General features: G+C 55.3%; 19 protein-coding genes, 2 tRNA genes and 1 pseudogene (1 of these 22 cut by a window edge). 10 read left to right on the plus strand and 12 right to left on the minus strand.

Features of this window, described 5'->3' with window-relative positions:
* Window positions 1-32: transfer RNA gene (locus tag ELY38_RS19125), tRNA-OTHER, on the minus strand (it extends 83 nt beyond the left edge of the window).
* 47 nt (window positions 33-79) lie between these two features.
* Window positions 80-155 (minus strand) — tRNA-Asn (locus ELY38_RS14795).
* 183 nt (window positions 156-338) lie between these two features.
* Here ELY38_RS14795 and miaB point away from each other — a divergent pair.
* From miaB to ELY38_RS14825, 6 genes are all read left to right on the plus strand, one after another.
* The gene (miaB, locus tag ELY38_RS14800) at window positions 339-1,682 is read left to right on the plus strand and encodes a tRNA (N6-isopentenyl adenosine(37)-C2)-methylthiotransferase MiaB (protein WP_127063012.1); all 1,344 of its coding nucleotides are present in this window, start codon (window positions 339-341) and stop codon (window positions 1,680-1,682) included.
* An 87-nt stretch (window positions 1,683-1,769) separates the two neighbouring features.
* Window positions 1,770-2,849 (plus strand): PhoH family protein, encoded by a 1,080-nt coding sequence (locus ELY38_RS14805; protein WP_127063013.1) that lies wholly within the window; start codon window positions 1,770-1,772, stop codon window positions 2,847-2,849.
* Window positions 2,846-3,307, plus strand: coding sequence for an rRNA maturation RNase YbeY (ybeY, locus tag ELY38_RS14810; protein WP_127063014.1), 462 nt, complete (start codon window positions 2,846-2,848; stop codon window positions 3,305-3,307). The genes ELY38_RS14805 and ybeY overlap by 4 nt, the downstream gene beginning before the upstream one ends.
* A 145-nt stretch (window positions 3,308-3,452) precedes the next feature.
* Window positions 3,453-4,337 carry an HlyC/CorC family transporter gene (locus ELY38_RS14815; protein ID WP_127063015.1) on the plus strand — a complete coding sequence of 295 codons (885 nt, stop codon included), beginning with the start codon at window positions 3,453-3,455 and terminating at the stop codon, window positions 4,335-4,337.
* Window positions 4,338-4,397: 60 nt separating this feature from the next.
* Window positions 4,398-5,870, plus strand: a complete 1,473-nt coding sequence (gene lnt, locus ELY38_RS14820) for an apolipoprotein N-acyltransferase (RefSeq protein WP_127063016.1) — start codon at window positions 4,398-4,400, stop codon at window positions 5,868-5,870.
* A 66-nt stretch (window positions 5,871-5,936) separates the two neighbouring features.
* Window positions 5,937-6,275, plus strand: a complete 339-nt coding sequence (locus ELY38_RS14825) for a hypothetical protein (RefSeq protein WP_127063017.1) — start codon at window positions 5,937-5,939, stop codon at window positions 6,273-6,275.
* A 96-nt stretch (window positions 6,276-6,371) separates the two neighbouring features.
* On the opposite strand, the gene ELY38_RS14830 is transcribed toward ELY38_RS14825, so the two are convergent.
* The 7 genes from ELY38_RS14830 to prmB form a co-directional block, all read right to left on the minus strand.
* Window positions 6,372-6,950, minus strand: a complete 579-nt coding sequence (locus ELY38_RS14830) for an SCO family protein (RefSeq protein WP_127063018.1) — start codon at window positions 6,948-6,950, stop codon at window positions 6,372-6,374.
* Window positions 6,951-6,970: 20 nt separating this feature from the next.
* Window positions 6,971-7,438, minus strand: a complete 468-nt coding sequence (locus ELY38_RS14835; RefSeq protein ID WP_127063019.1) for a copper chaperone PCu(A)C — start codon at window positions 7,436-7,438, stop codon at window positions 6,971-6,973.
* A 269-nt stretch (window positions 7,439-7,707) separates the two neighbouring features.
* Window positions 7,708-9,546: a class I poly(R)-hydroxyalkanoic acid synthase gene (gene phaC, locus ELY38_RS14840; protein WP_127063020.1), complete on the minus strand. Its 1,839-nt coding sequence runs from the start codon at window positions 9,544-9,546 to the stop codon at window positions 7,708-7,710.
* Between the two features lie 95 nt (window positions 9,547-9,641).
* Window positions 9,642-10,049: a phasin family protein gene (locus ELY38_RS14845; protein ID WP_127063021.1), complete on the minus strand. Its 408-nt coding sequence runs from the start codon at window positions 10,047-10,049 to the stop codon at window positions 9,642-9,644.
* Between the two features lie 173 nt (window positions 10,050-10,222).
* Complete coding sequence (locus ELY38_RS14850) at window positions 10,223-10,615, minus strand: hypothetical protein (protein ID WP_127063022.1); 393 nt, start codon at window positions 10,613-10,615, stop codon at window positions 10,223-10,225.
* An 89-nt stretch (window positions 10,616-10,704) separates the two neighbouring features.
* Window positions 10,705-11,796 (minus strand): chorismate synthase, encoded by a 1,092-nt coding sequence (aroC, locus tag ELY38_RS14855; RefSeq protein ID WP_127063023.1) that lies wholly within the window; start codon window positions 11,794-11,796, stop codon window positions 10,705-10,707.
* A gap of 13 nt (window positions 11,797-11,809) precedes the next feature.
* Window positions 11,810-12,769, minus strand: a complete 960-nt coding sequence (gene prmB, locus ELY38_RS14860) for a 50S ribosomal protein L3 N(5)-glutamine methyltransferase (RefSeq protein ID WP_127063024.1) — start codon at window positions 12,767-12,769, stop codon at window positions 11,810-11,812.
* Window positions 12,770-12,946: 177 nt separating this feature from the next.
* On the opposite strand from prmB, the gene ELY38_RS14865 reads away from it, so the two are divergent.
* The gene (locus tag ELY38_RS14865; RefSeq protein WP_126951886.1) at window positions 12,947-13,516 is read left to right on the plus strand and encodes a Smr/MutS family protein; all 570 of its coding nucleotides are present in this window, start codon (window positions 12,947-12,949) and stop codon (window positions 13,514-13,516) included.
* 14 nt (window positions 13,517-13,530) lie between these two features.
* Here ELY38_RS14865 and ELY38_RS14870 read toward each other — a convergent pair whose 3' ends face one another.
* Complete coding sequence (locus ELY38_RS14870) at window positions 13,531-14,559, minus strand: patatin-like phospholipase family protein (RefSeq protein ID WP_127063025.1); 1,029 nt, start codon at window positions 14,557-14,559, stop codon at window positions 13,531-13,533.
* A gap of 40 nt (window positions 14,560-14,599) precedes the next feature.
* Window positions 14,600-15,502 (minus strand): alpha/beta fold hydrolase, encoded by a 903-nt coding sequence (locus tag ELY38_RS14875; RefSeq protein WP_127063026.1) that lies wholly within the window; start codon window positions 15,500-15,502, stop codon window positions 14,600-14,602.
* A 421-nt stretch (window positions 15,503-15,923) separates the two neighbouring features.
* On the opposite strand from ELY38_RS14875, the gene ELY38_RS14880 reads away from it, so the two are divergent.
* From ELY38_RS14880 to ELY38_RS19725, 3 genes and pseudogenes are all read left to right on the plus strand, one after another.
* A complete protein-coding gene (locus tag ELY38_RS14880; RefSeq protein ID WP_127063027.1) occupies window positions 15,924-16,367 on the plus strand; it encodes a LexA family protein in 444 nt (147 codons plus the stop codon).
* On the plus strand, window positions 16,364-17,677 hold the full coding sequence (locus tag ELY38_RS14885; protein WP_127063028.1) for a Y-family DNA polymerase: 1,314 nt from the start codon (window positions 16,364-16,366) through the stop codon (window positions 17,675-17,677). The genes ELY38_RS14880 and ELY38_RS14885 overlap by 4 nt, the downstream gene beginning before the upstream one ends.
* Before the next feature lie 30 nt (window positions 17,678-17,707).
* Window positions 17,708-18,850: pseudogene (locus ELY38_RS19725) on the plus strand (LBF_2804 family protein).
* On the opposite strand, the gene ELY38_RS14895 reads toward ELY38_RS19725, so the two are convergent.
* On the minus strand, window positions 18,813-20,276 hold the full coding sequence (locus ELY38_RS14895; protein WP_127063029.1) for a sodium-dependent transporter: 1,464 nt from the start codon (window positions 20,274-20,276) through the stop codon (window positions 18,813-18,815). The pseudogene ELY38_RS19725 and the gene ELY38_RS14895 sit on opposite strands and share 38 nt — an antisense overlap.
* Between the last annotated feature and the right edge of the window lie 72 nt (window positions 20,277-20,348).

The following is a 20,348-nucleotide window of genomic DNA, read 5'->3' on the forward strand; positions in this document are numbered from 1 at the left end:
GTCATTTGCTCTACCAACTGAGCTATCGAGGAACAATTTTAAGCTATTGTGTTTAAAGCAGAACCAGCACTTGGTGTGTTGGCTCCTCGAGCAGGACTCGAACCTGCGACCCAATGATTAACAGTCATTTGCTCTACCAACTGAGCTATCGAGGAACTGCTCAAACACGGTGCGTAGTATACTGATTGAAACGTTCAGGTCAAGTATCGATTATAGGCGAATGCTAGCACCGGGTTTCCTGTGCCCGTATAATAGGGTTATTCAAAGGTGGCATAAGCCACTGAACCGACACTTCATTCATCCCTCGTCCCCCGACGACCCATAGATGACAGGTACCGATGGCGAAGAAGCTCTTCATCAAAACGCACGGCTGCCAAATGAACGAGTATGACTCCTCCCGAATGGCGGATCTGCTCGGCGAATCCCATCAGCTTGAACTCACCGATAACGAGAAGGAAGCCGACGTTATCCTTCTCAACACGTGCTCGATTCGTGAAAAGGCCCAGGAGAAGGTATTCCATCAGCTAGGGCGCTGGAAAAAGCTTAAAGACGCCAATCCCGACCTGGTGATTGGCGTAGGCGGCTGTGTGGCAAGCCAGGAAGGCGAAGCACTGCGCAAGCGTGCACCTTTTGTGGACATGGTGTTTGGTCCACAGACCCTGCACCGCGTGCCCTCCATGCTGGATGCGCGGCGCAGCAACCAGATTGCGGCAGTGGATGTCACCTTCCCGGAAATCGAGAAGTTTGACCACCTGCCCCAGCCAAAATCGGACGGCGCAACGGCGTTTGTGTCGGTCATGGAAGGTTGTTCCAAGTACTGCACCTTCTGCGTAGTGCCCTACACGCGTGGTGAAGAAGTCTCACGTCCGTTTGAAAAGGTCATGGATGAGGTCATCCATCTGGCCGATCAGGGCGTACGCGAAATCAACCTGCTGGGCCAGAACGTTAACGCCTACCGGGGTGATAACGAGGATGGCGATGAAATCGACCTCGCCGAGCTAATCGCCTGTATAGCCGCCGTAGATGGTATCGATCGCATACGCTTTACCACCTCGCATCCGGTCGAGTTTACCGACAGCCTGATTGATGCGTTTGCTGATATCCCCGAGCTTGTCAGCCATTTGCACTTGCCGGTTCAATCGGGCTCTGATCGCATTCTGAGCGCCATGAAGCGCGGTCATACGGCACAAGAGTATATCGAGAAGATGGAGCGTATTCGCGCCAACCGCCCGGATATCAGCTTCTCTTCTGATTTCATTATTGGCTTCCCCGGTGAAACCGAAGAAGATTTTGAAGCCACGATGGATCTTATCCACCGGATCGGCTTCGATCACTCCTTCAGCTTTGTGTACTCGGCCCGCCCCGGCACGCCAGCGGCCTCGCTGCCGGATGAGACCCCCGAAAGCGTCAAGAAACAGCGCTTGGCGATTCTACAGGACCGTATCCTGCAGAACGTGGCTCAAATCAGCCGACGTATGGTGGGCAGCACCCAGCGCATTCTGGTGACCGGCTTCTCGCCCAAGGACCCCGGCCAGCTTTCAGGACGCACCGAAAATAACCGGGTGGTCAACTTCCGTGCAGCCAATCCTACTGAGCTGATTGGCTACTTCGTGGATGTCGAAATTACCGAAGCGTTCCCCAACTCGCTGCGCGGTGAACTGGCGTCATCAGAGCGTTATTGAACACTCTCTTATCTTAGGTAATTGCCCCGCCCCCTATCGGGGCAGTAAGCTGAGACCTACATACATCAACTGACGGGTTTCCTACTCTTGAGCCAACCATCATCTCAGGCCAATCGCATCATTACCCTAAGCCTTGAACCCAATGATCCGCAGCGTCTTGCGAGTCTTTGCGGCCAGCAGGACGAGCACTTGAAGTTGATTGAAAGCCGTTTGGATGTGACGTTGCGCAACCGGGGCAACATGTTCCAGCTGGCCGGCGCTGCCAACCGTATCAAAGCGGCAGCCAATGTACTGGAACATCTTTACCGGGAAACCGCAGCAAGCGAGCTTTCCGCTGACACCGTGCACCTGTTCCTTCAGGAGTCTGGTCTGGAAGCGCTGGAAGAAGAAGAGGATGGCGAAGGCGGCAGCGATGAAGTGATCATGCGCACGCCGCGTACCATGATCAAGCCACGCGGCCTGAATCAGCAGCGCTACGTTACCAGCATTCGCGAGCACGATATCAATTTCGGTATTGGGCCGGCGGGTACCGGTAAGACCTACCTTGCCGTGGCCGCTGCCGTTGAGGCGCTCAACCAGCAGGAAGTACGCCGCATTCTTCTGGTACGCCCGGCGGTAGAAGCGGGTGAAAAGCTTGGCTTTTTGCCGGGGGATCTGGCCCAGAAGATCGACCCCTACCTGCGTCCGCTGTATGACGCGTTATACGAGATGATCGGCTTTGAACAGGTTGCCAAACTGATCGAGCGCCAGGTGATTGAGATAGCGCCGCTTGCGTATATGCGTGGCCGCACGTTGAATAACTCCTACATCATTCTTGATGAGAGCCAAAACACCACGCCGGAGCAGATGAAGATGTTCTTGACCCGGATTGGCTTTGGCTCAACTGCTGTGATTACCGGTGACATCACTCAGGTGGATTTACCCCGCGGGCAGCGTTCAGGCTTATCCCAGGTGCTGGACGTCCTTAAGGAAACACCGGGAATCGGAGTGACTCACTTTGCCGCCAAAGACGTAGTACGCCACCCCTTGGTGCAGCGCATTATCGAAGCGTATGACGAATTTGAGTCGCAGCAGGAAGTAGAAGAGCGCGCCCGCCGTGAGGCACGCCAGCAGGAACGTGAAGCGCGCCTGCAGGCCCAGGAGCGTTTTGGAGATGCATCGCGATGACTGATATCGTGATTGACCGTCAGGCAGCGATTGATGAACCCTTGCTGCCAACACTTGAACAGCTCACCCAATGGGTGGGCTGTGTGTTTTCTCATCACCCTGACGATGAGCGCGAGGAGCTTACCATTCGTTTTGTAGACGAAGAGGAAAGCCAGACACTCAACCGTGATTATCGCGGTAAAGACAAGCCGACCAACGTGCTGTCATTTCCGTTTGAAAACCCGCCTGGCATTACGCTCCCCCTTTTGGGTGACCTGATTATTTGTCACGCGGTGGTGGCAAGAGAGGCCGACGAGCAGCAAAAGCCGTTGATTCAACACTATGCCCACATGGTCGTTCACGGCACATTGCATTTAATGGGCTATGACCATATTGACGACCAGGAAGCAGAAGAGATGGAGCAGCTTGAGCGACAACTGCTGGCTGAGCTTGATATTCCTGATCCTTATCATATTTGATCCAAAAGCCGTTACATTGACACCGCGCGGCTGGTATAACGCTCCGTGTCAGTAATAAAACCTGTCAGCGATAAAACGTCTGCTGGTGAACTGTTTTTATGTACATGAAGACACCTGCTTGCCCTGTAAACAAGAGATTTGACGCATGAGCGAAGACCGATCGAGCAATCCCAATCAAAAATCCTGGCTCGAGAAACTCTTTGGCGCCCTAACCGGAGACTCCGACGAACCCAGCTCACGCGATGAGCTGATGACGTTTTTACGCCATACGGCAGGAAAATTGAAGCTGGATCAGGACGCCATCATGATCATCGAAGGCGCGCTTGAAATCAGCGACCAGCAGGTGCGGGAAGTGCTGATCCCTCGCTCCCAAGTCTCAGCGATTGCCATTGATCAGACAAGCGACGGCTATTTACCTCTTATTCAGGAAACCGGCCACTCCCGCTACCCGGTCATCGGGGAAAACCTGGATGATATAAAAGGCATTCTGCTGGTCAAGGACTTGCTTCCGCTGCTCTCCCAAACTCAGGAGAGCCGGGATGCCTTCAAGCTTGAAGACGTGCTGCGCCCGGCCATGTTCATCCCTGAATCCAAACGCCTGAACAGCCTGCTCAAGGAATTCCGCGACACCCATAATCACATGGCAATTGTGGTGGATGAGTACGGTGGCACGGCAGGTATTATCACCATTGAAGATATTCTTGAGCAGATCGTCGGCGATATAGAAGATGAGCACGACACTGACGAAGAAGACGATATCCGCACGCTGGAAAACGGCCACTTTGCCATTCGCGCTCTCACGCCTATTGAAGACTTCAATGAGCGTTTTGGCACTGAATTCTCCGATGACGAATTCGACACGGTGGGGGGCCTTGTAATGCAGCAGTTTGGCCATCTGCCCGGGCGTGGAGAGCATACCCGCTTTGGCGGCTGGCGCTTTGTTGTCCTCAACGCTGATAATCGGCGTATCCGTCTTTTAGAAGCCTCTCGTGACAGCGACGTTGATACCGACGAGCACGCTAGCGACTAGCCTGGCTATCTTTGCCCTGGCTATCTTTGCCGACCAATGACTTGCTAATAGGATATCGCCATGGGGCCGACACCCGCTTTCATGCTTCAACTGCTGCTTGCCCTTGTGGCGGGCGGCTTTACCACGCTAACCGCCTCGCCATTTGAGCTCTGGTGGCTGGGCCCTGTCGCGATTGCCCTGATGTATGTGGGCCTGCACACCTTAACGCCTGCCCAGGCCGCACTGAAAGGCTGGTTTTATGGGGCTGCGCTGTTTGCCAGTGGTACCTCTTGGGTATACGTCTCGATTCACGACTATGGCTATACCGGCGTGCCTCTGGCAGTCTTTCTGACTGCTCTGTTTATCGCAGTGCTGGCGCTCTTTTATGCAGGCACCTTGTGGCTTTACCGACGGTTTGTGGGTGCGCGGCTTGCGCTATTAACCTTTGCAGGTGCTTGGGTGCTGGGTGAAGTCTTGCGCACCTACCTGTTCACCGGCTTTCCCTGGCTATTGATGGGCTCAGGCTACGTCGATTCACCGCTGGCTGGCTGGGCGCCCATTGGCGGCGTTTACCTGCTTTCCCTATGGGTAGTACTCAGTGGCACTTTGGGGGCGGAGCTTGTTCTGCGTCGCCAGTGGTGGGCAGCGGCTCCCCTTGCCGCCATCTGGCTTATTCCGCTTGCCCTGCCCCACCAGTGGGCGACCCCTGCCAGTGAGCCCACCCGGGTCGCGCTTCTTCAAGGTAACCTGCCCCAGCTTTTAAAATGGACACCCGAAGGGCAGCGCACTGCCGCCAATACCTATAGCCGTCTGACCGCTGCAGTGGCTGACGATGCAGATATCATCATCTGGCCAGAAACCGCCCTACCGATGATGGAAGCCCAGGCCCGCCCTGTGTTAGAACGCGTGCAGGCCAATCTGCCTCCCGGCGTGGCGCTATTAACCGGCATCGTTCAACTGGATGAGGCAAGCCAGTATTACAACAGCGTGGTTGGCGTAGGTAACGTTGACGGCAGCTATCAAAAAGAGCATCTGGTGCCCTTTGGTGAATATTTGCCGCTTGAAAGCATGCTGCGCGGGGCGATCGACTTTTTCGACCTGCCCATGTCGAGCTTTACCAAAGGCGCCTCCGAGCAGTCGCCGATGCAAGCGGCAGGTATAAGCTTTGGCAATGCGATCTGCTATGAGATTATCTACTCGCAGTTAGTCGCACGCCGTGCGCAAGAAAGTGATGTGCTGCTCACTGTCTCTAACGACACCTGGTTTGGCGCCTCCATTGGACCCCATCAGCACCTGCAAATGGCAAGATTAAGAGCGCTGGAAAATGGCCGCTATGTGATACGCGCTACCAGCAACGGCATCACCGCCATCATCGACGACCAGGGAAGCATTGTGGCCCGTGCCCCGCAGTTTGAGACGACAGCTCTGGTAGGCGAATTTTACGCCATGGAAGGGCTGACGCCTTTCACCCGTACCGGCAACTGGCCCGCATGGTTATTAGCGGCTCTCATGGTACTGCCAGGTCTCCGCTTGACACGTTGTCGCGGTGAGTAGGCGGTGCCTCAGGCTAGCGCTATAATAGCCTTCTTTAACCTATTCAATCAGGCTGAGGGTAACGCCATGCTCAAATCACGCCCCTTTATTCTGCTGGTTATTCTGCCGTTGGCGCTTGTGGTGGTTCTGGCGGGCGCTATATTTGGCGGCCAAGCCATGTCGGATAGCCGTGTGGATGATGACATTCAGCGTGCCCTGGCCAAGAAGCTTGATACGTCTAGTGAGATCGAGCTTTCGCAGCTACAAGAAGTGCAGTATGGCTATGGTATCTGCGGCCTATACCGTACGGTCTCCTCGGAAAGCGGCTATGCATCATTCTTCTACGATAAGGACAGCGAGAATATCGAGCTGGATATCAACTCGCGGCTGTACAAGTCGCGCTGTGGCCTATCATCCGTTTGCTAAACCGCCTCCTGTCTTGCTTTAAATAGTGCCATCAAAAAAGGGGCGACTGCTTTGCAGTCGCCCCTTTTTTATTTACCGCTTATGCCCTATTGAACGCTAGCCCTTGGCTACCAGCCGCTTGATATCGGCTTCAACATCAGACACCGGGTGGCTATCGCGTACCAGGAATTGCGCCTGACCTTCCCGATCAAAGGCGAAAACAGCGCTTGAGTGATTTACTAGGTAGTCGCCATTCTCATTCGCCTCGCTATATTCGTACGCTACCCGATAACGGTTGGTAACGGCATCAATTTCCGCTTTATCGCCGGTCAACCCCACAAACTCGGGGCCAAAGGCATGGGTATAGCGCTTTAACACCTCAGGCGTATCGCGGCTTGGGTCGACCGAAATAAACAGTACCTGAATCTCATCACGTGTTTCTTCATCCAGCTTTCTGATCGCATCGCCGAGTCTTGCCAGCGTAATCGGGCATACATCAGGGCAAAAGGTGTAGCCAAAATAAACGAGGGTTACTTTTCCCCGGTAATCCTCGCCCTGCACCGCTTCACCCTCTTCATCGGTCAACGAAAAATCAAGCTTAGGCATGATGTCGCCAATATCGGTGGTACGCCAGCTCTGGTCACTGCAACCTACCAATAAAAGCGTCACTAGCCCCGCGAGCAACAACTTATACATATTTATTTCCTATCAAGTACTTACATTGATGCAGGAGAGACAACCTCAAACGTGACGGGCAGGCGCTGCTCATCGCTAAATTTGAGCACTACGTCAGCCTCATCCCCTTCGCTTAAAGGTGTAGCACGACGTATAAACATCAGGTGATGCCCTTTAGGGGCAAACTCGATACGCTCGCCGGGGGCAATCTCGATGGATTCGATGGCATGCATATGTGCCATGCCGTTATGCTCCGAGCTTACGTGCATCTCAACATTTTCAAAGGCGGGGCTTTCAGCGCCCACCAGGGCTACAGCCTCATCGCTTAAGTTTTGCAACTCGAAGTAGCCAGCGCCGGGGGTGTCACCAGGCAGCAGACTTAATCGGGCGTTGGTGACTTCCAGGCTTTGTGCCTGGGCAACACCCGCCATTAACAGCAGCGTAAGAGCGCTCAACGCCATGCCCTGGCAAGCTCGGCCAATCAGCACGCCGGGTAAGTTATTCGCCATTACTGAATACTCCTTTCAAAGGGGGATGGCTGCACTAAAGCCGTACAGCCAACGATTACGTCAAGCCAGCAAGTCGTGCCTTTATGCAGCGTTTATTAAACTTTGGCTACCATAGCCTGATCCCGCGCTTCTACAACCCACCTGCGACATTATGTCAAGCACGGGGCATCTACACGCTGTTCAATGATAGGGCCGAAAAACGACAAAGCCCTGACTACTGCTAGCCAGGGCTTTGTCAGGCGCTAATTATCCGTTTCCGTGGCCACGCATCAGGAAATCTCGCTGAGTACCTCAGGAATAGTCATTTTCACATAGCGCCCAGGGGCCGGTTCAATGATGTCAAGCTTGCCCTGCCCTGGCTTTCTTGATGGCACCATTTTCTGCGCATCGGCATAACCATTCTGGGTCATCCAGGCTTGCCAGTGCGGCCACCAGGAGCCTTCATTGTACGTGGCATTTTCCAGCCACGCGTCATGGCTTTCGGGCAGCGCATCATTACTCCAGTAGCCATACTTGTTCTTTTGGGGCGGATTAACAATACCCGCAATATGCCCGGAGCCGCCCAGCACAAAGGTCACAGGCCCCTTGGGCAGGAGCGCGCCATAGTACGTGCTGTTCCACTTGGCGATATGATCCTCTTTGGTCGACACAAAGTAGCTGGGCGTTGACACCTTGCGCAGATCAATTTTCACACCATCAAGCTCAATGCCGCCAGGCTCCACCAAACGATTCTCAAGATACATATGACGCAGGTACCAGGCGTGGGTACCAGCAGGCAAGTTGGTGCCGTCGGTATTCCAGTGGAGCAGATCGAAAGCCGAGGGCATTTCACCCTTTAGATAGTTGTTGATGTAAAACGACCAGAAAAGATCGTTTTCGCGCAGCAGGTTAAAGGTATACGCCATGGAGCGACCATCCAGATAACCTTTAAGCTGCATGGTTTTCTCAAGCCCTTGCAGCACGGATTCGTTCAAAAACACGCCGATATCGCCGGGGTCTCGAAAATCCTGCAACGTGGCCATGTAGGTGACCGATTTGACCCTGCGCGCTTGTCGCGTACCGGCCAGGTAGGCAACGGTCGAAGCCGCCAGTGTTCCACCTACGCAGTAGCTCACCAGATTAACCGACTTTTCTCCACAGGCGCGCTCAATGGCGTCCATAGCGCTGATCGGCCCCATCTGCATATAGTCGGCCCAGGTAATATCATGCTGCTCGGGGCCTGGATTGCGCCACGAGATCAAAAACACCGTATGACCTTGATCAAGCATCCATTTGACCATGGAATTATCTTGGCGCAGATCAAGAATGTAGTACTTGTTAATCCACGGCGGCACGATCAATAGCGGCGTCTTGAAGGTTTTTTCCGTGCTCGGCGCGTACTGGATAAGCTGAATCAGCTCATTTTCATACACAACCGCGCCGGGGGTAACGGCAACGTTTTCACCGATGCCAAAGGCATTGCGCTCAGTCATGCACACGTTGATGCCTTCAGCAGAATTTTCAAGGTCTTCACGCAGCCGAGCCAGTCCTTCAACTAGATTCTGCCCGCGGGTTTCAAGCGTGCGCCGCATGACCTCAGGGTTAGTAGACAAAAAATTGGTGGGCGCCATGGCGCTGACTATCTGGCGGGCATAAAACGCCAAATTGCGCTGTTGAGCGCTGTCCATGCCTTCAAGACTTTCAACCAGGTCTTCCACTATCTTCGAAAACAGCAGGTACTGCTGCATGATCGACGCATAATGGGGGTCTTGGGTCCAGGCTTCGTCCTTAAAGCGCCGATCGTTTTTGGAAGGAGTGATCAATGGAGCAACCTGCTCACCCGCCAAAGCACGCATATTCTGCTGCCATAGCAGCCACTGGTCCTGCAGAAGTCGCATCTGGGTTTGCCACAGCAAGCCCGGGTTTTTCATCAAGGCCTGGGCGCCCGCTTCAAAACTTTTGCGCATATCTTCATGAATCGAGCCCGCGGCCTCACTAGGTACCATACGCGCCAGCAGGTCCTGCATCAGCCCCTGATACTGGTCGCCAACCTCTTTAAGCTGGGCATCCCATGCCTGCATGTCTTCATATGACATGGAAGCCGACGACGTTTCCCACGCTGACTGCATACTTGTTCCCCTTACGCTTAGCGCTGCACAGGCCTCGCGTATCATCAAGACAATAAGCGAACGGCGCCCGAAGGCGCCGCGAACAGGCTGCAAGGTTACTTGCGGGAAGAGTTACTGGAAGCGGCTCCAGGCTGCTCGCTCTTGGCAGCAGAAGTCGCCTGTTCTGCCATCTGCTGGCCAGCATCGCTGAACAGCTTCTCCATCTCGGTCTTGAACTGCAGGCTCATTTCACTCATGGCGCGAGCATCCTCCTGCATTTGCTGAGAGATCTCGTTCATCATTTCAGCCTGCTGGGCCCCGAAATCACGCAAGCTTTCGGCATCTTGAACGGCGGTTGCACTTCGAATGCGCTCGGTTCCCATCTGGCTATAGCGTTTCATTGCTTCCAGCTGGTACTGAGTCATTTTTTCCATATTGTTGAGCATCAGCGAATTAATCTTGCGCATGGGCTCAAACATCTGGCGGGTTTGGGCGTTAAAGGCGTCCATCATCTTGTCTTGCATGGTGTCTGCTCCTCTGTCGATTCCGGGCATGAGCCACGTAGGCTCATAAGAACGTGATTTGCTGCACTGCAAAAAAGAGTAATCCTTGGCCTAGTGGTTTGCAATAACACTTGATGTAATATTATTCACCAAGCGTTCGCTTATTGACCAAGCCGTGAACGCACCTTGCGCTCTTACTCCGCCTTTCCTTTACTGCTACGCGAGCGGGAAGACGCTGCCGTCTTGGCAGCCGTCTCTCCATCAGATGTATTGCCAGTTGAAGGCTCCCGTTCACTCGCGTTGCTGCTCGTCTTGCCAGTACCGACACTACCTGCCTGGCGCAACATATCCAGCATCATCTGCTGATAAGTACCAAAGTTTGCCAGTCCTTGCGAAAGCCCCTGCTGCATCATGGGCTGCTGCAAAAAGGGCCGCATCAGGCTCATGGGATCGTAACCGTCGGCGCCTGACTCCATCTGGCTCTGAATATTTTGCAGCAGGCTCTGCTGGAACGCTTCAATATCGGGAAGACCCAGCGCTTGGCGAAATTCATTTGGGGTCAGATCAAACTCAACGTTAATCTTCATGGGCAGCTCCTCAACCGTCTTTTTTGAGTGTAGCAGCGTTATACGAAATGTAGGGGCGTTAACGGTGCCAGGCCTATACCAACGCCGTACTAGGCCTGCACCAGGCGCGGCGTATCAACACGCACGCCACCGTTTTGCCCGCGGTTACGCAGCCAGTGGTCAAGCAGGGTAATCGCCATCATGGCCTCGGCAATAGGCGTTGCCCGAATACCCACACACGGGTCGTGGCGCCCTTTGGTAATCACCTCGACCGGCTGGCCATTAACATCAATTGAACGCCCGGGTGTAGTGATGCTGGAGGTCGGCTTTAACGCCAGCCTGGCCACAATGGGTTGCCCGCTGGAAATACCGCCAAGGATCCCACCGGCATGGTTGGATAAGAAGCCATCCGGGGTCATCTCATCACGGTGTTCGCTACCACGCTGGGCGACCGACCCGAACCCGGCACCAATCTCGATACCTTTTACCGCGTTGATGCTCATCAGACCATGCGCCAGATCAGCATCCAAACGGTCAAACACCGGCTCACCTAGCCCGACCGGCACGCCTTCGGCAACGACGGTGATCTCTGCCCCTACTGAATCCTGGTCGCGGCGCAGTTGATCCATATACGCTTCAAGCTCGGTCACGCGGGCAGGGTCCGGGCAGAAAAAGGCGTTCTGCTCGATGGCCTCCCACTCCTTGAATTCAATCTTGATAGGGCCAAGCTGGCTCATGTAACCGCGGACCTGCACGCCCTGTGTGGCCAGAAACTTCTTGGCAATCGCGCCTGCCGCCACGCGCATGGCGGTTTCACGGGCGCTTGAACGGCCGCCGCCGCGATAGTCACGATGACCATACTTATGGTGATAGGTGTAGTCCGCATGGGCAGGCCGGAACTGGTCCTTGATCTTTGAGTAGTCTTTCGAGCGCTGGTCGGTATTTTCGATCAGCAGACCAATCGAGGTGCCGGTGGTCTTGCCCTCAAAGACGCCTGAAAGGATACGCACTTGATCAGGTTCCTGGCGCTGTGTCGTATGCCGAGAGCTGCCGGGGCGACGGCGGTCCAGGTCGCGCTGCAAATCCTCTTCGCAAAGTGGAAGCCCTGGCGGGCAGCCATCCACGATTGCACCCAGCGCAATTCCGTGACTTTCTCCAAAAGTGGTCACGGTAAACAGTTTGCCAAAGCTATTGCCAGACATGGGCGTTAATTCCTCACGCAAAAGACGCCGCATGGGCGTCGAGTTCATCGGCACTCAAGACAAATACGCCCTGGCCGCCACGCTCGAAGTCAAGCCACATGAAAGGCACGTCGGGAAACGCAGCTTCCACATGGCGGTCGGAGTTGCCAACTTCCACAATCAGCCAGCCTGTATCGGTCAAATGGCTGCGCGCCTCGCGCAGAATGCGCCGCACAATATCCAGACCATCCTTGCCGGCACCCAGCGCCAGCGCGGGCTCATGGCGGAACTCAGCAGGCATGGTAGCCAGGTCCCGCGCATCGACATAGGGCGGGTTGGAAACAATCAAATCAAAGCGCTGGCCTTCAAGCCCGTCAAAGACATCTGACGTCACCGCCCGCACCCGGTCACCTACATCGTGACGGGTTATATTCTCTCGGGCGACGGCCAGCGCATCCTGGCTGATATCGGCAAGTGTCACTTCGCAGGTAGGCAGATAAAGGCTGGTCGCGATACCGATACAGCCAGAGCCTGTGCACAAGTCCAGCACACTTTCCGGCGGCTCCTCAGGGAACCAGGCCGAAAATCCGTCCTCAATCAGCTCGGCAATCGGCGAGCGCGGAATCAATACCCGCTCATCCACGTTAAAGGGATGACCGGCAAAAAAGGCCTCGCCCAGCAGGTACGGCAACGGCTGACGTGTGGTAACGCGCGCTCGTGCCAAGGCGATAATCCGTTGGCGCTCAACGGGCAGAAGCCGGGCCTCCAGCACGCTGGGGTCAACGTTCCAGGGCAGATGTAGCGCGCCTAGACACAGCGCCACCGCTTCATCCCAAGCAGATTCCGTGCCGTGACCATAGTGCAGCCCGGCCAGATAGAACTCGCTGGACACCCAGCGCAGATAGTCGCGTAGCGTAAAGAGATCGCCCACCAATGCCGTATCCGGCAACGAAAGGGTTGAGTGAGAGGTCTCGGCATTGAGGTGCGTGGTCACAGCGACTCCTGTTAAGCGAAAATCATCCGCGCAGCCATAATACGGCTACACTCGTTTGATAAAGAAAAGATTGTACCTTTGACGCCGTCTGGTTCACAGCAGCGCTCAGCTCGCTATACTGTTGCCTCTTGCTAGTATTCTCAAAGCCCCTTTTACTTTTCACCACTTGAGCCTGACATGACGCGACGCCGCCACCTGCCTAACGATGACGATATCAGCGCCTTTCGCCAGGCGCTGCAAGCTGCAGGCGTGCGCCGCATTGCAACCAATCAGGCGGACCCCGGTAAGCCCAAGCGCAACGCTGATGCTCATCAGGCGCGGCGCAACGCGGCGGTTGAAAGCAGTACTCCCCAGGCCAGCGGGCGCACCTCCGATGGCCGGGTGGAAGCCGTGCGCCCTTCCGAGTACCTGGAATTTAGCGTACCGGACTTACCCTGGCGCACCTTTAGTCAGCTAAAGCGCGGCCAAACGGAGTGGCAGGCGGGGCTTGACCTGCACGGCTACACGCTGGAAGAAGCCCGCGCGGAGCTGGAAAGCTTTTTGCGTGACGCAGCAAGCCAGGGGCTGCGCTGCGTACTGGTGGTCCATGGCAAGGCATGGGGCACGAATGCCGACTTTCCGGTGCTTAAAAGCCATACCAATACCTGGCTGCGCGAATGGCCGGGCGTGCTGGCATTCTGCTCCGCGATTGATATCGATGGCGGCACCGGGGCTGTCTACATACTGCTGCGCAAGCGCGGGGCGTAGATCAGCCTCACAAGCTATTTAGTGACATCTGGGGCGGTACCAGGCATGCGCCCTTCAAGCGCTTCGTCGGCCAGATGCCGCCCCAACCTGATCAAGTCCTTGGCGCGGTGAAACTCATACGTGCTGCATACTGTTTTGGGGATTTCGATCAACACATCCGGCGGATAACCAGCAATCTTATACTTCGCCAACGCCGCCTGGGTAATATCGAAAGACTCCAGAATCATGTCGAGCTTTCCCCATTCGCGTTTTCCGCGAGTCTCGGGGGTTTCCTCTCCATTGTTGCTGTCGTCATCCCCTTTGCCTTCATTGCTGCCACCCAAGCCACCCCATAGCCGCTGGGTGGCTTCACGCACGTCGCTCAGCCACCCACCGATATTCTCATCACGGTTACGCTCCAGCGCTGTACGGCTGTCATTCTTTTCATGGTCTTGGGGCAGCAGGTCTTCCAGCGACACCGGCTGTGGGCTATGGGCCGTAACGTTAACGGCAATGACAAACTCGGCTTCGTGGGCGGCGACAATTGGCATGATGGGTAGAGGATTCAGCAGCCCACCATCCACAAGCACCTGATCGCCGATAGTGACGGGCGTGATAACGCCCGGCACGGCAATAGATGCTCGAATAGCACGCAGCAGCGAGCCGCTTTGAAACCATACCTCGCGCTGACGAACTAAGTCGGTAGCAACCGTTGTGACGGGTATCAGTAAATCTTCAATCAGTACATCACCGATCAGGGCTTCCAGCTTGTTCATCACCTTATTGGCGCGCATGGCACCCATGGGACTCCAGGTCACATCGACAAGTTTTAACACGTCCAGGTAGTCCAGATTACACACCCACTCGCGATATTCGGGCAGTTTTCCCGACGCGTAGATACCACCAATCAGCGCGCCCATGGAGCACCCGGAGATAGAAATAATCTCAAAGCCACGTGCCTCTAACGCCTCGATCACACCGATATGGGCATAGCCACGCGCCCCGCCGCTGCCCAGTACCATAGCAACCTTTTTACCGTCGCCCATGCGCGTCAGTTGATCCATGTTCATTCCTGCTTTTCTTATGCTTGTCAAAATCTTACTGTTATCTTTTTGCTGCCTGCTGCCAATGGGAGGCCACCTTATCGGCCACGGCGGTGGAACCTCTGGGTTCCAGATGCAGGTGATGCCCTCCAGGCAGCACGTAGCGAGTAAGATCACTAACCGACTGGCGCGCCTGCTTGGCCCACTCGCGTTCGCCTAAAATCCCCCGTTCGCCTTCAATCAACAGTACCGGCGCCTGGATGCAGGCTAGCTGGGCCAACACCTGTTCGGGCGTCAATCGCACCAACGAAGGCTTCAGCAGCCGGGTATCGGTACGCATCTGCACATGGCCATCAGCGGTGGCTTCGGTGTTGCGCTCGACAAGCGGTGTGGCTGTGATGCTATCCAGCGCCGTGACACCACCCGCTACTCGTGCAGCGACGGCACGTTCAATATCCGGGTAGCGCGGCGGCCGTGAAAGCGGCCGTCGATAAGCAATCAGCCCTTTACGCAGCTGGTTGGCAGTTTCGTCAGCCGGGGTGTTGAGTGCGCCCAGCCCGTCAATTAGGGTTAGCCGGGCAACCCGTTCTGGTAGGGCAGCGGCCAGCAGACAGGCTACCGCCGCGCCCATGGAGTGAGCTAACAGCGAAGCCTGTTCAATACCTAGTTCGTCCATGACATCCAGCACGTCATGGCAGTAATCCCAAAGCGCGTAGTCGCTACCTGCCGGGACGTGCCTTGAATGGCCATGGCCCCGAAAGTCAATCGCCACAATGCGAATATCCAAGGCATCGGCCAGCAGTGGTGCCAAGCGGGTAAAGCTTGCGGCGTTGTCTAACCAACCGTGCAGGGCCAGCCACGTTGGTGCGCCGATTCGCCCCCAGCCAAGCGCCGCTAAACGCCCCTCGGCAAGTAAAAGCGATTGCGCAGCGTGAGGTGCGCGCATAGCGGTCGGTTCAGGCATCCGTTTTTTCCCTGACAAATCCTGTGTCCCCTAACAAGTATTGTTTTTCTGGCAAGTATTGTTTTTCTGGCAAATATTGTTTCTCTGGCAAGTATTGTTTTCCTGGCAAAATGGCCATCCAGCCCGTTAAAAAGGGCAGGATGAAATGCATAGATGACGGTATAAGCGACAAACGTTACCATGCCAAGCGCAATTCTTCTGCCGCTTTTCCCTTTCAATTGTTGATGGTGACTTTATGAAACCACGTCGCGATACGCGCGCCCGTAACCTTGTTTTTCTTATTGTTGTGGTGAGCGCCATCGTGGTGGGCCTGTGGCTCGCCCGCTAGCCTAAATGCTATATAGGTGCAGTGCTTGCAATTTCCTCCCTCTGAATAAATACTGTATATAAATACACATTAAATTCAGTGAGGATGCCGACGATGTCGTTTCCGCCATCGCCCGTCGCGCCAGCCTTGCCGTTAACGTTTCAGCCGCTGCCTTACTCTTCCCTGCAAGGCCGCGCTGGCTTTAGCGGCTTTCCATCGCCAGCGCAGGATTACGAGCCGCGCACGCTCGACCTTAATACGCGTTTGATCAAGAACCCGACCCAAACGTTTTATCTTACGGCGGCAGGCGACAGCATGGAGGGCTGGGGGATTTTTGACGGCGATCTACTAATCGTTGACCGCAGCATCAAACCTCGCCTGGGTCATATTCTGGTCGCGATGCTGGAAGAAGAAGTGCTGATCAAACGCTACGCGCTTTACCGCGGCACTCCTCACCTGTGTTCAGCACACCCTCACTACCCTCCTCTTCCTCTGAAAAATACCGACTGTCAGCTATGGGGCGTGGTGCGTGCCGTTATCCACGAATATCTGCGATGATCGGCTTGGTGGATGCCAACAACTTTTATGTCAGTTGTGAGCGTGTGTTCGACCCTTTTCTGGAAGGCAAACCCGTGGGTGTCATGTCGAACAACGACGGCTGTATTATCGCCCGCTCGGCTGAGATGAAAGCCATGGGCATTCCTATGGGTATTCCATCTTTCAAGCTCGAAAGCCTGCGCAAGCGTGGCGAAATCTACCTGAAGTCATCCAACTATGAGCTGTATGGCGACATGTCGGCAAGGCTGTGCCAGCTTCTGCGCGATGCGTGTCCTGCGGTATCGCCCTACTCCATCGATGAAATGTTTATCTATCTGGAGGAGTTCAGTGACAAGCAGTGTCTGACTCTGGGTGAGTGGCTACGTCGGCGTATTCGCCGCCATTTAGGGCTGCCCGTGTGCGTCGGGCTTGCACCCACACACACCCTGGCCAAACTGGCCAACCATCTGGCCAAAACGTCGCCGCATTACCAAGGCGTGTGTCTGCTACAGGCACAAAGTGCCACGACGATGGCACTGCTTAAACAAACGCCCGTGGGCAGCGTATGGGGTATTGGCCGCCGGTTAGCCGAGCGACTCGCTGTTAACAAGATTTATACTGCCTGGGATTTGCACGAAGCCGACCTCAAGCAATTGCGTAAACGCTTTTCCGTGGTGCTGGCCCGCACGGCGCTGGAATTACGCGGCACGCCCTGCCTGCATATGAATGACCTTGGCCAGCCGCGCCACCGCATCATGACCTCGCGCTCGTTCGGTCAACCTACCGGGGCAAAGGAAGAAGTACATGATGCCCTGCGCCGCCATGCCCAGCGCAGTGCGGAAAAACTTCGCCAGCAGCGCAGCCTGACGCGGGCAGTGATGATATTTTTAAATACCAACCGCCACCGCCGCGACCAGCCCCAGTATTACCCTCACGCCATGATTCCCTTACCAGCCCCCAGTGACGATACGCGAACCATTCTGGAGGCCGTACGCCAAGGGCTTGAACAGGTTTACCGGCCGGGTTACCGGTTTATGAAGGCGGGAGTCATGCTGCTTGACCTTGTGGATGCCGAGCAGCACCAGCTCTCGTTGCTAAGTCCGCCGCCGCGTAACCGCCATCCCCACTTGATGGCCACGTTAGATGATATCAACCAGCGCATGGGGCAAGGCACCATCAGTTTTGGCATGACGAACGCCGATGCCGCCTGGCAGCTGCGCTGCGCGCATCGTTCAAAGCGCTACACCACTCGCTGGGATGAACTCATGCAGGCCGGCACCCACCCGGGTGCCATCAGAGAGTGCGCTTTACGCAAGCAGCCGCTAACCTAGGGGACTTAAACAAAGGAAAATTCTGCCGCTATGCCATTGGAAAGGCCTGATAGAGAGTTCGCCCCCACCCCTGATCTGGCGCAACGCTGGGCGCATCGCTATATCAGTCACCTGCTGACGCGTAAGCCCCCTTTAAGTTCTCCCAATCCGCTTGCCATCAAGCACATCAAACGTTGGACAATGGTATGGGCCGCCGCCGCCGGGATTATTTCCGGCTCGCTTATTGGCGGTGGCGAGTGGTGGATGAAGGTTATTGCTATTGATGGCTGGTCGGATATGAGCCTTGGCGAGCAGATGCCTTACTGGATGACCTATTACGCGGCGGCAGGCGTGATTACCGCCATCGAAATCGGGTTTCTGTACTGGAACTCACTGCGGGGCGTTACCCATATTATCCATCTGGCGGGTTTGGAATATTCACAGCTCGATGCGTTTGTGCCGTCAATGCGATTGACCGTTCACTGAGTCGCCCGGATTGCGCTTGAATACCCAAGCTCCGGCAATACCATGTATGGAATTAATCCTCACACCTATCTGCATGGTTGGAAGCTGACTCTTAGAGTCCTGCTTTACCGGTTAAAAATAAGTTTGAGCAGCTTTCTTCTGCGCGTAGTAATGCGCCGCCTGCTGGGGCGCCTTGCTCTACGCGGCTTTATTCCTATATTAATGGGGCCACTATACGCCATCTGGAACGCCTGGATTGCAGCACGCGTAATGCATCAGGCGCACCTGGTGGCTTATGGCCCGCCGCGGATCAACGCCTTGATGGAAAAACTCAACGAGCTGCCGCTTGCCCAGCGCCAACTAATTGTGCAGGGAATTGGCGAGCTAATGATGCGTAACCGCCACCCCCACCCCAACCTAGTACTGCTGCTGTCGCAGCTGCTGGCAACGCTGCCGAACAAACCCCAAAGCGTCGATATCGATTGGCCCGAGACGCTCAGTCAGTATGCCAACCTTGAGCAGCAAGAACGCGCTGAGGTGCTGGAAAGTCTAACCCAGGCCGTCATTCTCAGCGGGCCTTTTAAAGGGGCTAAGAGAGATTTTTTAAGAGAAGTGCATGCCCACTGCCAGACACCGCTGCATGAACAATCCGTTATTGTTTATCAGCAGCGCTGGCTGTCGGGAAAAGAGGTTAGCGTGTCGTTAACGCCTTGCGAAGCCGCGGACTAACCAGCTCGCCGGTAATCCCCATCAGAACAAGAATGCCCAGCAACCACGGCCAATGCACTGATAAGGTAACGGTATAAACACCTAGTGCGTCGGCAAAAATAACCAAAATACCCAAGGGGCTGACGTAGCGCACCATGGCAAGCCATAGCGTATACGGCAGCGGCGCCAAGCCAAGCTCATCTCGGAACGTCTCAGTTTTGAGTACAAAACCTGCCAGCACAACGGTGCCTAAACCACCCAGCGGCATCATCCAGCGTGAGGTGATGTAATCCAGCCAATCAAAGAAGGTCTTGCCTGCCAGCGTCCAGTCAGCGCCCACATTAAATGACAGCATGGCTGCAGTGCTGATCAACCAAAGCACAATACCCGTGCTCCACGCGGCCGAGCGGCGTGAGAACCCTTTGTTATCGCACAGCCAGGAAACGGTGGCTTCGACCATCGAGATTGAAGACGTCAGCGCGGCCATAGAGAGCATCACGAAAAACAGAATGCCAAACAGCGTGCCCAGCGGCATGGCTTGGAAAGCCAAGGGCAGGCTCATGAAGATCAAACCAGGGCCTTCGCCGGGGTTCATGCCGTTGGCAAAGATGACCGGAAAAATTGCCAGCCCCGCCATCAAGGCAACAGCGGTATCGGCAATTGCCACACTGATGGAAGTACGTCCAATGGAAGCACCCTTGGGCAGGTAGCTTCCGTAGGTAAGAATGGCGCCCGAGGCAAGCGACAAGGTAAAGAATGCATGGCCAAGTGCTGCCAGCATGCCTTCACTAGAAAGACTGTCCGCATTGAAGGAGAACAAGAAGCGTACGGCATCGCCAAAACCACCGGAAAACATGCCGAAGACAATCAGCAAGAGCAGCATGATGACCAGGCCCGGCATCATCCAGCCGACGTTTTTCTCGATCCCTTCCTGAACGCCCTTACCCACAATTACCATGGTGATCAGTGTCACCAGGGTGCTCCAGAAGCCCAGGTTAAGCGGGTTGGCATTGTTGGCCCCAAAAACGGCGGCCATGTCGTCAACGCTCGTCCCCACCAGGCTACCGGTTAACATCTTCCACAGATAAGAAAACGACCAGCCTGCCACTACCACGTAAAACGATAGGATCAAAAAGCCGCACAGCATGGCCATCCAGCCAAGCAGCGACCACACCGACGAACGGCCTGACTCATTCACTACCCGACGAATCGCATCAATGGGACTGCCACGCCCGCGCCGCCCAAAAGCAATCTCGCTCATCATCACCGGCACGCCCACGACAAAAATACACGCCAGGTAGACCAGCACGAATGCGCCACCGCCATACTCGCCGGTGATATACGGAAATTTCCAGATATTGCCTAGCCCAACGGCAGAACCCGTTGCCGCTAGCACAAACCCCCAGCGGCCCAGCCACTGGATGCGAGGTTGCTCGGAAGACGCCATGACCATCCTTCTTGTTTGAAAAAAGCGCTTATCCTAGAGGATTTCACGTAAAAAGCACAAAACTCTCGTTAA

The organism is Vreelandella nanhaiensis, from assembly GCF_003990185.1.
In the GTDB taxonomy this organism is placed as follows: Bacteria; Pseudomonadota; Gammaproteobacteria; order Pseudomonadales; family Halomonadaceae; genus Vreelandella; species Vreelandella nanhaiensis.